Annotated in this window: 11 protein-coding genes; all 11 read right to left on the bottom strand. The window is 58.9% G+C overall.

All coding sequences use genetic code 11. From position 1 onward, the window contains the following. Positions 1–9 precede the first annotated feature (9 nt). The 11 genes from ruvA to SELSP_RS05450 all read right to left on the bottom strand — a co-directional run bounded on the left by ruvA (position 10) and on the right by SELSP_RS05450 (position 12,973). A complete protein-coding gene (gene ruvA / locus SELSP_RS05500) occupies positions 10–615 on the bottom strand; it encodes a Holliday junction branch migration protein RuvA (RefSeq protein ID WP_006192431.1) in 606 nt (201 codons plus the stop codon). A gap of 55 nt (positions 616–670) precedes the next feature. After that, entirely contained in the window at positions 671–1,165 is a 495-nt protein-coding gene (gene ruvC, locus SELSP_RS05495; RefSeq protein ID WP_006192432.1) for a crossover junction endodeoxyribonuclease RuvC, read from the bottom strand. A gap of 44 nt (positions 1,166–1,209) precedes the next feature. Further along, entirely contained in the window at positions 1,210–1,941 is a 732-nt protein-coding gene (locus tag SELSP_RS05490) for a YebC/PmpR family DNA-binding transcriptional regulator (protein WP_006192433.1), read from the bottom strand. Positions 1,942–1,984: 43 nt separating this feature from the next. Next, a complete protein-coding gene (tyrS, locus tag SELSP_RS05485; protein ID WP_013740775.1) occupies positions 1,985–3,205 on the bottom strand; it encodes a tyrosine--tRNA ligase in 1,221 nt (406 codons plus the stop codon). A gap of 37 nt (positions 3,206–3,242) precedes the next feature. Further along, entirely contained in the window at positions 3,243–5,423 is a 2,181-nt protein-coding gene (locus SELSP_RS05480; protein ID WP_006192435.1) for a transglycosylase domain-containing protein, read from the bottom strand. 90 nt (positions 5,424–5,513) lie between these two features. Further along, positions 5,514–7,889, bottom strand: coding sequence for an endonuclease MutS2 (locus SELSP_RS05475; protein ID WP_006192436.1), 2,376 nt, complete (start codon positions 7,887–7,889; stop codon positions 5,514–5,516). 16 nt (positions 7,890–7,905) lie between these two features. Then, entirely contained in the window at positions 7,906–10,392 is a 2,487-nt protein-coding gene (locus SELSP_RS05470) for a DUF3656 domain-containing U32 family peptidase (RefSeq protein WP_006192437.1), read from the bottom strand. Then, positions 10,385–11,053: an SMC-Scp complex subunit ScpB gene (gene scpB / locus SELSP_RS05465; RefSeq protein ID WP_006192438.1), complete on the bottom strand. Its 669-nt coding sequence runs from the start codon at positions 11,051–11,053 to the stop codon at positions 10,385–10,387. The genes SELSP_RS05470 and scpB overlap by 8 nt, the downstream gene beginning before the upstream one ends. After that, positions 11,053–11,775 carry a segregation and condensation protein A gene (locus SELSP_RS05460; protein ID WP_006192439.1) on the bottom strand — a complete coding sequence of 241 codons (723 nt, stop codon included), beginning with the start codon at positions 11,773–11,775 and terminating at the stop codon, positions 11,053–11,055. The genes scpB and SELSP_RS05460 overlap by 1 nt, the downstream gene beginning before the upstream one ends. A 9-nt stretch (positions 11,776–11,784) precedes the next feature. Further along, positions 11,785–12,411, bottom strand: coding sequence for a site-2 protease family protein (locus tag SELSP_RS05455; RefSeq protein ID WP_006192440.1), 627 nt, complete (start codon positions 12,409–12,411; stop codon positions 11,785–11,787). A gap of 13 nt (positions 12,412–12,424) precedes the next feature. After that, positions 12,425–12,973: an NUDIX domain-containing protein gene (locus tag SELSP_RS05450; protein WP_006192441.1), complete on the bottom strand. Its 549-nt coding sequence runs from the start codon at positions 12,971–12,973 to the stop codon at positions 12,425–12,427. Positions 12,974–12,981 lie beyond the last annotated feature (8 nt).

Raw genomic sequence — 12,981 nt, 5'->3', positions numbered from 1 at the left:
CCTCCTTTCTCAGCGATGTTGGGCAAACTCCTTCAGCGCAAAACGAATCAGCGCCTCAGCGTCCTTGCAGTCTTTGGCACGCCGCAGGATCGGCGTGAACTCCGCCTGCGTGTAGCCGAGCGAGAGGAGCGCGGCGCCCGCCTCGGCAAGCATCGTATCTTCGACAGGCTCTTCGAGCAAGCCTTCCTCGACAATCGCTTCGTGCTCCGTCATAAATCCCTTCATCTTGTCCTTGAGTTCTAAGATGATGCGTTCCGCCGACTTCTTGCCGATGCCCGGCGCCTTCGTCAAAATGTCCGCCTTCTTGTTCCTTACGGCAAGGCAAAGGTTCTCGGGCGTGATGTTCGATAAGATGCCAAGCGCCGCCTTGGGACCGATTCCCGTAACGGAGATGAGCATTTGAAAAAGCTCGTACTCCTCCTCGGAAAAGAAGCCGTAGAGCGTCATGGCGTCCTCACGCACGGCGAGATGCGTGAAGAGCGTCACTTCTTCGCCCATGTGCAGGCGACCATGCGTCGCGCCCGAAATGAAGACGCGGTAGCCGACGCCTGCAACATCAAGAAAGCAAAAATCAAGGGAAAGGCGCGCGACCTTTCCCCGCAGGAAACCGATCATGAAAATCTCCTAAAAATTATTAAACCGCAACAATCGCTAAGTTCATCCATGCTCCCTACAGGCGATTGCGCCAAGCGGCGCTCGCCATGCAGTGCGTCGTGCAGATGGCTACGGCAAGCGCATCCGCCACATCATCGGGTTTCGGCGGTTTCGCGAGGTGCAGAAGCTTTGAGACCATGTAGATGACCTGTTCCTTCCGCGCCTTGCCGTAGCCCGTCACCGCCTGCTTGACCTGCAGCGGCGTATGCTCCGCGATCTCCAAGCCGTTCTTGGCCGCAGCCAGAAGCACGACGCCGCGCGCCTGTCCGACGGGGATCGCCGTCGTGACATTGCGGTTGAAGAACAGCTGCTCAATGCCCATGACATCGGGCTTGTACTCCTTGATCAAGGCGTCAAGTCCATCGTAGAGCTTCATGAGCCTATCTTCCATGCGAGCCTTTGGACTCGTCGTCAGAGCGCCGTATGCGTGCGGCACGAGGCGGCTTCCCTCCGAGGACACGAAGCCAAAGCCGCAGATCGCCGTGCCCGGATCAATGCCCAGCGCAAGCATGTCTTCTCCTTGATGAAAACTGCACGACCGCGCCTTCTGCGGACTTACTCTTCATCAAACTCATAGTTGCTGTAGACATTCTGCACGTCATCGTTTTCCTCAAGGGCATCGATGAGATTCTGCATCTTTTCCGCATCCTTGCCCTCAAGCTTGACGGTCGTATCGGGAACCATCGTGATCTCCGCCGATGCCGTCTCGATTCCCTTCTCGCCGAGTGCTGCCTCGATTGCGTCATAGTCAGCGGGATCCGCCGTGATTTCGAAGACATCGTCCTCCGCCTTGAAGTCCTCCGCGCCCGCATCGAGCACGATGCCCATGAGTTCGTCCTCGTCCTCGAAGGTCTCCTTCTCCACAATGAACACGGCCTTCTGCTTGAACATCCAGCCAACGCAGCCCGTTTCGCCGAGATTGCCGCCATACTTCGAGAAGATGTGGCGCACATCAGCGGCGCTGCGGTTGCGATTGTCCGTCAGGATGTCGAGCATGATGGCGGAACCCGCCGGCCCGTAGCCTTCATAGGTCAGTTCCTCATAGTTGCTTCCCTCGGCAGCGCCAAGCCCCTTCTGTATGGCGCGCTGGATGTTGTCCTTGGGAATGTTGTTCGCCTTCGCCTTGGAAAGCGCGAGCTTCAGCCGCATATTTCCCGTCGGATCGCCGCCGCCCATGCGCACAGCGATGGTTATCTCCCGGCCGATCTTCGTCGTAATCTTGCCGCGAATCGCATCATTCGCGCCCTTTTTCCTCTTGATGTTCGCCCATTTGGAATGTCCTGACATAAAACCTTGCAACTCCTTATTTTGAATAGCGTAGCCCTTTTCTTCAAGCCTTTACAAGCCGATAATGCTTCTTCTTGCCCTTCTTGACGAGCGCCGTGCCATCGGAGAAATCTTCCTCCTGCAGGCGATAGTCGGCATCCGTGACCCGCGCATCGTTGAGCGTGACGCCGCCTTGCGAGATGAGACGCCTGCCCTCGCTCTTCGAGGAGAAAACGCCGTTCTTTGCGAGGATGTCAAGAAGCTTCGCGCCCATCTCCTCGGCGGTCAGTGTGAACGTCGGCAACTCCGCGGATGCCGCGCCGCGGCCGAACATCGCCTCGGCCCCCTCCTTCGCCTTCTTCGCTTCCGCCTCTCCATGCACAAGCTTCGTGACCTCATAGGCGAGCACCGTCTTGGCCTCGTTGATCGCCGCATCCCTGAGCGCGCCCAAGCGGCGCACCTCTTCCATCGGCAGGAAGGTCAAGAGCGCGAGGCATTTTTCAACGTCGGCGTCATCAATGTTGCGCCAGTACTGGTAGAAATCGTACGGCGATGTCTTCTCGGCGTCGAGCCAGAGGGCGCCGCCCGCCGTCTTGCCCATCTTCTGACCGTCGCTCTTCGTGAGAAGCGTGAAGGTCAGTCCGTAGGCGGGTTTCGCTTCCTTCCTGCGGATCAGCTCGACGCCCGCGATGATGTTCGACCACTGATCGTCGCCGCCCATCTGCAGTTTGCAGCCGCAGCGGTGACTGAGTTCCAGAAAGTCGTAGGCCTGCATGACCATGTAGTTGAATTCGAGGAAGGTCAGCCCCTTCTCCCAACGCGTTTTGTAGGCTTCAGCAGACAACATGCGGTTCACGGTGAAATGTGCCCCAACCTCGCGCAGAAGTTCGATGTAGTTGAGCTTCCTCAGCCAATCGCCGTTGTTGACCATCAGCGCCTTGCCCTCAGAAAAGTCGATGAAACGCGCGATCTGCTTCTTGAAGCAGTCGCAGTTATGCTCGATATCCTCATCCGTCAACATCCTGCGCATGTCCGTGCGCCCCGAAGGATCGCCGACCGTTCCCGTGCCGCCGCCCACGAGGCACACGGGACGATGCCCGGCACGCTGCATGTGCGACATCGCCATGAGTCCGAGGAAATGTCCAACATGAAGACTGTCCGCCGTCGGGTCGAACCCCGTGTAGAAGGTCACGCTCTCTTTGCCGAGCAGTTCGCGCACGCCTTCTTCATCTGTGCATTGAGCGATGAAACCGCGCTCTTTCAAAACATCAAAAACATTTGCCAACGAACTCTTCCCTTCTTTTCTCATCCTTCAAAGCACATCAATCTCTGCCCTTAGAAACGCCTGCGCCCGGCTCAGGTCCTGCACCCGGCTCAGGGAGCGAAGGCTGCTGCGCGGGCGGAGAATCGGATTGCGGTGCACCGTCTCCCATAGTTCTGCCGCCTGCCTCGGGCCTTGGCACATCCTTGGCATCCTTGCCATTCTTCGCATCCTTGGCATTCTTTTCCTTCTTATCTGTATGCTTCTCGTCCTTCACAGATTTTTCGTCCTTGATCTCGCTGACACTTCCTGCGGTATATGAAACACCGTCAAAGTTCTTTGCAGGTGTGCCCGCGAGAACCTTCTGCATGAACGCCTTCCACATTTCTGCTGGCGCCATGCCGCCCGACATCACGCCCATCGACGTGTTGTCGTCGTTGCCGATCCACACGCCCGCCACGAGATCGGGCGTGTAGCCGACGAACCACGCATCGTGATAGTTGTCCGTCGTACCTGTCTTGCCCGCGGCAGGACGTCCGATGTTCGCACGCGTTCCCGTACCGTGCTGCACGACGTCCTGTAACATGCTCGTCAAGGCTGCTGCGCTGCTTTCCTTGATGACGCTCTTTTGCTTAAGCTCCGCCTGTTCAAGAACCTTGCCGTTGCGGTCGAGAATCTTAATGATGGCGACAGGCTCGACGTGTATGCCCTTGTTCGCAAACGTCCCGTAAGCGCTCGTCAGTTCCAGAGGCGTCACGCCCTTCGTGAGTCCGCCGAGCGCTGTCGAGAAGTTCTTGTCGTTGCGCTCACCGTCAAGCACAAGAGTCGTTATGCCCATTTCTTGCGCATAGTAAATCGGCTTTTCTATGCCGAGCTTCTGTGCAATCTTGACCGTAGGCACGTTGAGCGAGTAGCGCGCCACCGTGCGCAGTGTCACCTTGCCGCTGTAATTGCCGCTGTAATTCTTCGGCGACCAGCCACCGATCTTGATCGGGCTGTCGTCAATGATGGTATCGGGGGAATAATTCGCCTCAAGCGCCGCTGCAAAGACGAAGGGCTTGAACGACGAGCCAGGCTGACGCTCCGCCATCGTCGCGCGATTGAACTGATCCGTGCCTCGGCCGCCGACCATCGCCTTGATGTAGCCCGTGTGCGGATCGATGGCAACGAGTGCCATCTGCGGCTGCTGCACTCCATTGCCGTCCGTGCGCTGTACGGCCACGGTATGCGCGGCCTCTTCCGCCGCTTTCTGCATCGTCATGTCGATCGTCGTGTAGATCTTCAAGCCTTCCTTATAGATGGCATCGGCGCCGTATCGGTCGATGACCTTCTGCGTGATATAGTCGATGAAGTACGCGCCCGTCGTATCCTTCGCCTGTGTCTTATTGGCAAGCGTCGGCTTCTCTTCCGTCGTCTTGCGCGCCGTCGCATGATTGATGTAGCCGTACTTTTCCATCTGATCGAGCACGACTTCCTTGCGTTCCTGTGCGGCGTTGAAGTTGTTGAACGGCGAATAGTAGTTGGGGCTCTTCGGTATGCCCGCAAGCATCGCACATTCGTTGAGATCAAGATCCTCGACGTTCTTGCCGAAGTACGTCTTCGCCGCCGCCTGCACGCCATAAGCGCCCTGTCCGAAGTAGATTTGGTTCAGATAAAGCTCCAAGATCTCCTGCTTCGTATACTGGCGCTCGATCTGCAGGGCAAGGAACACTTCCTGTACCTTGCGCTTGAACGTCCGATCCTGCGTCAGGTAAGCATTTTTTGCGAGCTGTTGCGTGATCGTTGAGCCGCCCTCGGAGATCGTCCTGCCCGTGACGTTAGCATAGACGGCGCGCAGAATGCCGCGCAGATCAACGCCTGTATGTTCATAGAAGCGGTTGTCCTCGACCGCGACGAATGCGTTCTGCAGATTTTTCGGAATCTGCGCGAGCTTTACCGGCTCACGATTCTCCGTCGCATGAACATTGGCGATCTCGTTGCCGTTGATGTCATAGATATGGGACGACGCCGGCGGACGGATATCCTCAACGAGATTTTCTTTCGTATTCATGCTCGCCGTCAAGAAGCCGCAGCCAATGCCGACAAGCATGACAAAAAGGATGATGAGGAAACCCACGAGAGCGCGCACAACATTGCCGCCGCGGCTTTTCTTCTTCGGCGGCGGCTTCGGATTCGACTTCGGTGCCAGGCGTCTCTGCAGCTGCTGCCGCGAGGCGCGCGTCGCATCGGTACGTTTTTCCATGAAGAAGCTCCTCCTGCTCTATTCAACGATATGCTTTTCATTATACTGCAACGAAAGTGGCAGAGCAAGACATTATTGCCCGCTCTTCCATCACTGCAAATCGACGAGCGTCGCGCCCGTGCCGCCCTCGCTGATGTCGGCGAAGTTGAAGCGAGCGACGCTCTTGTGATGCTTGAGATAATCGTGAATGCCCTTTCTGAGTGCTCCCGTCCCCTTGCCATGGATGATGAGAACCTGACCGAGTCCGCCGATGACGGCATCGTCGAGGAACTTGCCGAGCACTTGCTCCGCCTCGTCGACCATGAGCCCGCGCACATCAATCTCGCGATGCAGGTTCGCCGTCTTCTGCAGAAGCGCACCCGCACCCTTCGTGCCGCCGCTTCCTTTCGCGGCGGGCTGCTCCTTCCTCGCACGTTCGACAAAGCGGCAGTCTCCCGCCTTGACATACGTCTTGAGGCTGCCTAGCTGCACTTCGATATTTGCGCCTTGGATCTTGAGCACCGTCGCCTTTTGGTCGAGCTTTCGCACATAGACGACATCGCCGACAGCGAGCTTCTGCATGTCGATCTTCTCTTTGTACGCCTTGCCGGGGAGAAGTCCCGTGCGCGAGCGCTCCGCCGCTTCCTGCAGTTTCTCCCGCGCCTCCTGCATGGCACGGCGGCGGCTCTCTATGCCGAGGTCGTCGAACTGCGCCTTGAGGCTCTTGATGATCTCCTCCGCCTCACGCCGCGTGCGCCGCACGAGATTTGCGCTCTCCTGCCTCGCCTTCTTGAGCATCTGCTCCTTCTTCTCGCGAATCTCATCCTTCAGCGCCTGCGTCTTTTCCTCAAGCTTCGCCACGCGCTGCTGCCTTTCCATGATGTCGGCGTTCCTCTGCTCGTACATGAGCTTTTCGCTTTCGAGCTGGTTCACGACCTTCTCGAACTGCGCATGATCAGCCTTGATGAATTGCTGTGCACGCAGGATCGCCGCTTCCGAAAGGCCGAGGCGGCGGCTGATGGCAAAGGCGTTGCTTGCGCCCGGCATCCCCGTCAGCAGACGGTACGTCGGGCGCAGCGTCTCGACGTCGAATTCCACACAGGCATTCTCTATGCCCTCGCGCGTAAAAGCGAACGTCTTCAGCTCCGAGTAATGCGTCGTCACGATCGTTGAGGAGCCGCGTGCGAGGAACTGCTCAAGGATCGCCATGGCGAGAGCCGCCCCTTCCTCGGGGTCGGTTCCCGCGCCGATCTCATCGAGCAGCAGGAGATCCGTGCCCTCGACGCATTCCAAGAGTTTGACCAGATGCGACATGTGCGCGGAAAATGTACTGAGGCTCTGCTCTATGCTCTGCTCGTCGCCGATGACCGTATAGACATTCGTATATACAGAAATCTCAGATCCTGCGGCGGCGGGGATATAGCATCCTGACTGCACCATGAGCGCAAAAAGTCCGATAGTCTTCAGGCTGACCGTCTTGCCGCCCGTATTCGGTCCCGTGATGAGCAACATGCGATACGCTTCTCCAAGCGCGATGTCAATGGGCACGACCTTTGCCGCATCGATCAGCGGATGACGCGCGGCGACGAGCTTCGTCCTTCCCTCGCGATTGATTGCAGGGCGCTTCGCCTGCATATCGGCTGCAAGCTTCGCCCGCGCGAAGATGAAGTCAAGAGAGGCGAGTATGGCACAATTCCCTTCGAGAACACTGCCATTCTTGCCGACCTCCTGCGAGAGAAGGCGCAGGATGCGCTGCACCTCGGTCTTTTCTGCGAGCGCAAGCTGCTTGAGATCGTTGTTGAGATCGACGAGAGCCATCGGCTCGATGAAAAGCGTCGCGCCGCTCGCCGACTGGTCGTGGACGATGCCTGGAAAGCTCTGGCGATACTCCTGCTTGATCGGTATGACGTTTCGCTCCGCACGCTGTGTGATGATGGCGTCCTGAAAGAATTTCTGATACTCCGTGCGGTGCAGGATGGCTTCCATCTGCTCCTTCGCCCTGCGTCTGCCTGAACGCAGTTCGCGCCGTATGCGCGAAAGCTCGACACTCGCGTCGTCGAGCAAATTGCCGTGTTCGTCGACGCTGTTTTCCAGCCTGCGCTCCAACTGCCCGAGAATCTCGATGCCCTTTGCCTGCTCCTTGATGAGCGGCAAGTCCATCTCCACTTCTTTGAAGAAGCGCTTGACGGCTCGCATCGCGCGCATCGTGCTCAAAAGATCGGTAAAATCGCCGAGATCGAGCACGGCACCGCGCTCGGCCTTTGCCAGAGACTCGCGGATGTCGAAGACACCGCCCATGGGCGGCGAGGAAAAAGCCGAGAGGCGAACCGCCTCCTCCGTCTCGCGCAGAAGCTCCTCCACCTCAGCAAAATCGCCCGACGGAAGGACGGCTCGCGCCTTTTCCTTGCCGAGGACGGAGCCTGCCTTCGCTTCCAGCATCGCGCGAATCTTGTCGTACTCAAGCGTGTCGAGTGTTTCCTTTTCCATACATTACCTTTCTCTTTTACTGCACGCCGCGGAAATAATGGCCGCGCGTCACATCCTTGCCCTCAAGCTCCTTCAGATATTCCTCCTGCTCCTTGATGAGCGTGCCTGAAAAGCGGCTCCATTCCTTGTAGAGGCGCACGCGTCTTCCCAGCTCCGCCGCTTCCATGAAGCGCCCGTCGATGCGTAAAAAAGAGATGCCGCGCGGCGCAAACTCCATCGCATGAAGCAGCATCGAAAGGCGCTTGCCGTTGAGGACGTGCATGTGGCATGACTGGTCGAATACGAGCGGAAATTTCATGTCCTTCCTGTCCAACAAGGCGTAGCGCGTCTTTCCCTTGCAGCACGGCATCGAACACGAGCCTGACGCTGCATTGCCGAGGAAACTGCCCAAGGCGCAGTATTCAGATACCATGAGTTCAAGATTTCCCTCGACGATGCACTCGACGGGAAAAGGTGCACGCACGGCAAGCGCCCCCGCCTGCTCCAGCGTAAGCTCGGGCGAAAGAACGGCGCGGCTCGCTCCCATTTCTGCAAGCTCCGCAAGAGCCCGGCAGTTGATGACGGGAAGCGACGCATCGGCATAAAACTTCAGCCCCGCCTCGCGCACGACGCGGAGCGTGCCGAAGTTGTGGACGCTGACGGCGTCGGGCGAAAGGCGCACGAAACCCTCGACGAGTTTTCTCCATGCCGTCATGTCGCGGCGCAGCACGAGGCGCGGTGTGTTGAACACGATGGCGCATCCTGCGCCGCGTGCGAGCTGCGCCGCCTCCGCGTAGTCGCGCAGGGGAATCGCACGATGATGGTAGGAATCGCCGCCGAAGACGATCTCGTCAGCGCCTGAGCGCAGCGCCTCGCGCACGCCGGCGAGCGTGTCCGTCGCCGCCGCGATACGCGCCTCTCCCCTGCGTCCGGCGCGGGCAGGCACTTCTTCATAGCGGAACGCAGGCAGGGCGGCGCGGCGATAGTGCGCCATGCGCTCTTCCTGCAAGGCAGCGAACGCTTTGCGCCGCGCCTCGTTGATCTCGCTGACGGGAACCATCACGCCATCCTCCATATCGAGGGAGACTTCCCCCAGGGAAAAGATCGTCGTACCGATGCGGCGCAGCTGCTTTTCAACGGTCGCTGCATCCAACGGTCGCTTCTTTGCAGATTCTGCACGAAACCCCGTCTTTGCCTGCGCTGCAAAACCGTCCCGATCATGCAAGGCGATGGAAAGGGACTCACCTAGGCGTACACGGACATGCGCCGCCACGGGCACGCGCCGCACGGGAGCACCTGTGCGGAAAAAGCCGCGCGCCTTCTCCATGAGATGTGCATCGAACACCTTGAACACGCGGTCGTGCGGCTTCACGGGCGCATCGAGAGGCAATGTGACCTCCTCGCCCGTCTTCGCCGAGAGACAGGAGCGACCCTTCTTGTCGCGGAGATCCGTCACCGTCGCCGTCTTCCTTCCACCGACCTTGACCCAGAAATCCAGCTGATCTCCCTCGGCCAGATCACCCGAGAGCTTCAGCTTCACGCGCCCCGCCGTCCTGTCATTTTCCAAGACGCGTCCGACGAGAAGGCCGCGATTGTTCGGCCGGGAATCGCTCATCATCGTGCGCCCCGGACGTTCCTTTAGGTAGGCCGTCGTGAAATCGCGGTTGAAGATCTGCGCGAGCGCCTTTTCATCCTCTGCCGCGCTCGGCAGTCCCCTGCCTGCCTCGACGGCGTCGATGGCGCGGCGATAGGCGTCGACGACGACAGCGACGTACTCGGGACGCTTCATGCGCCCTTCGATCTTCAGCGAAGCGATGCCGCTCTCCAAGAGTTCCGGCAAAAGCTCAATGGTTTTCAAATCCTTGGGCGAGAGCAGGAACTGCCCCGCATCCTTGCCGAGAACATCCGCGCCCGTCTCATCGACAAGCGTATAGGGCAGACGGCACGGCTGTGCACAGCGACCGCGATTGCCGCTCCTGCCGCCGATCATGCTGCTCATCAGACACTGCCCCGAGTAGCAGACGCAAAGCGCCCCGTGCACGAAGGTCTCAATCTCCACCTGACAGTGCGCCGTGATATAGCGGATATCCTCCAGCGAAAGCTCGCGCGAGAGCACGACTCGCTCAAAGCCCATCTCCTGAAGAAGGAGCACGCCTTCCAGATTGTGCACGGTCATCTGCGTGCTCGCATGCAGCGGCAGACCAGGAGCCGCCTGACGCGCGAGCCGATAAACGCCGAGGTCCTGCACGAGCACGGCGTCCGCGCCAACCTCGTAGAGGAAGCGCAGGTAGCGGGAAAGTGCCGCCATCTCCTCGTCGCGCACGATGGTGTTGACCGTCACATGCACGCGCACATCACGGCTGTGGGCGAAGGCGATCGCCTCGCGCATTCCCTCTTCGTCGAAGTTGTCCGCATAGGCGCGTGCGCCGAACATATTGCCTGCCAGATAGACGGCGTCAGCGCCGCTTTCCACAGCGGCCGTCAACGCCTCCCTGCTCCCTGCCGGAGCCAATAATTCAATCAATGTTTTCCTCCGTATGCAAGGCGTCGTCAATCTCCTCCGCACGTTCTGCGCCATCTTCCGTCAACGCTTCCGGCGATTCTTCCTCCTCGATCTGAGCCTCCCCATCGGCGGCGAGCAGCTCAAGCTGCACGTCGCCTTCTTCCGCAACCTCTTCCAAGGCCGGCAAAGCAGGCAGGTCGCTCAGTGCATTGAGTCCGAAGCACTTGAGAAAGACGTCCGTCGTACCGTAGAGGATCGGCCGCCCTAGAACAGGCTTCCTGCCCACTTCTTCGATAAGCTCCATCTCCAGGAGTTTCTGCAGTGCTCGCTCAACGCGCACACCGCGGATGTGCTCAATTTCCTGCTTCGTGATCGGCTGCTTGAAGGCGACGATCGAGAGCGTCTCCAAGGTCGGCGTCGTGAGTTTCCTGTCCTGCACCTCTGCAAGCTTCTGCACATAGGCATGACACTCGGGGCGCGTGACGAGCTGAAAGCCTCCCGCGACGCGATGCAGCATGAGGCCGCTCCCACGCTCCTCCAACGTCTTCGCGTAAAGCGCCAAAAGCTCAGCCAGGCTCTCCTCGTCAACCTGCAGGATTTCTCTGAGCTGCACTGCCGTCACCGGCTCGCCGCGCACAAAAAGCAGCGCCTCCAAAGGCGCCTGCATTTCTTCCATAAACATCAGTGATCACTCGTCCTTAGGCAAACAAGAATATCGCCAAAAAGATCACCCTGGCGAATCACGACGGAATGGAGCTTGATCAGCTCCAACAGCGCAAGAAAGGAAACGATCAGCTCCGCACGCGTGCCCGACGGGAATGCGGCGGCAAACGGCATCTGCCCTCCCTCGCGGTCGAGGAGCACGAGGATGTCCTCCATCTTTCCCTGTATGCTGTAGGCGTCGGGCGCTACGAGTGCCTTCGGGATCGTGATCTCCTCGCGCACCTCCATGGCGATGCGAAAGGCGTCGACGAGCAGGGCGACGGACATTTCCTCCGGTGGCAGGCGGCGCACGGGAAGCGGCAGCGGCTTTCGCGCAAACACCCTCTCCTGCAGCGCGGCAAGGCCGTCGAGTTCCACGCTGACGCGGCGGAAACGTCGGTACTCCAAGATGCGCTCCACAAGTTCCCTGCGCGGATCTTCCTCCTCTTCCTCCGCCTTTTCTTTCGGCGGCTTCGGCAGCATCATGCGCGACTTGATCTGCAGGAGCGTCGCCGCCATGACGATGAATTCGCTCGCAACCTCGATATCGAACTCCTGCATCTCTTCAAGGTAGTTCATGTACTGCTCGGTCAGAACCGCCATCGGGATATCGTAGATGTCGATCTTGTTCTTCTCGATGAGGTGCATGAGGAGATCCATGGGCCCTTCAAAAGCATTGAGCCGTACCGTATACTTGTCCATGAGAGCAAATCAGATGAGCAGACCGACGACCGCCGCGAGCGTGGAGTAGAGCGCCCAGGAGACTGCGCCCAAGAGGCGCGCGAACGGCCCGACCATGATCAGCAGGATGAGAATAATGAACGTGTAGCGTTCCAGACGCATGAGTTCATACGCCCAGCGTCCCGGCAAGAATGCCATGAGTACGCGCGAACCGTCAAGGGGCGGCAGCGGTATCATATTGAACACAGCGAAGTTGACGTTGATCAGCGCGAGAAGCTGCATGACCGTATAAAAGCCCTGCGATACAGGCAGACCGAGGCGCGCGTAGACAGCAAAAAAAAGCATGGCCAGAAATGCTATGACAAGGTTGGATGCCGGCCCTGCCAGAGCCACGAGGACTTCGCCCTTGCGCATGTCGCGAAAATTCCTCGGATTTATCATCACGGGCTTCGCCCAGCCGAAATGAACGAGGAACAGCGTCAAAAGCCCGATGGGATCGATGTGCGCCTTGGGATTGAGCGTGAGCCTGCCCATGAGGCGCGGCGTCATGTCGCCCATGGCTACGGCGACGCGTGCGTGGGAATACTCGTGCACGACCATGGCAATTAAAATTCCCGGGATACCCGCGATGAACCACATCAAATCAGAACCAAACATATTCCGCCTCCCGTCAGTGTTTCGCTTTGCCGAACGCCGTCATGAGAATCGCTGTCACGGACTTCGCATCGAAGATCTCGCCGGATTTGACGCGCTCTACGGCCTCTTCGAGCGGCATCTTGACGACGTGGATGAACTCATCGTCGTCCGTATGCTGCTCGCCTTCCTGCAAATCGTGCGCGGCGTAGATATGGATGTACTCATTGGAAAACCCGACGGTCGTGCCGATCGTCGTGAGCTTTTCCCAATGCTTTGCCGTGTATCCCGTCTCCTCGGAAAGTTCGCGCACGGCACACACGAGCGGATCTTCCTTCGGAGAATCGAGCTTGCCCGCCGGAATCTCAAGCGTGACGCGGTCGACGGGATAGCGGTACTGGCGCACGAGCAGCACCGTACCGTCCTCGAACACGGGCAGGACGGCGGAAGCGCCGGGATGCCTGACCCACTCGCGCACAGCTTCCCTGCCGTTCGGCAGCGCCACCGTATCGCGTCGAACATGGAGCAGGACGCCGTCGTAGATGTTTTCACTCCTGAGCTTTTTCTCCAACAAATCTTCGTACATATTTTCCC

It is taken from the genome of Selenomonas sputigena ATCC 35185 (assembly GCF_000208405.1).
In the GTDB taxonomy this organism is placed as follows: Bacteria; Bacillota; Negativicutes; order Selenomonadales; family Selenomonadaceae; genus Selenomonas; species Selenomonas sputigena.
The sequence above is the reverse complement of the archived record's forward strand: the minus strand, read 5'-3'. Positions and strand labels throughout refer to the sequence as shown.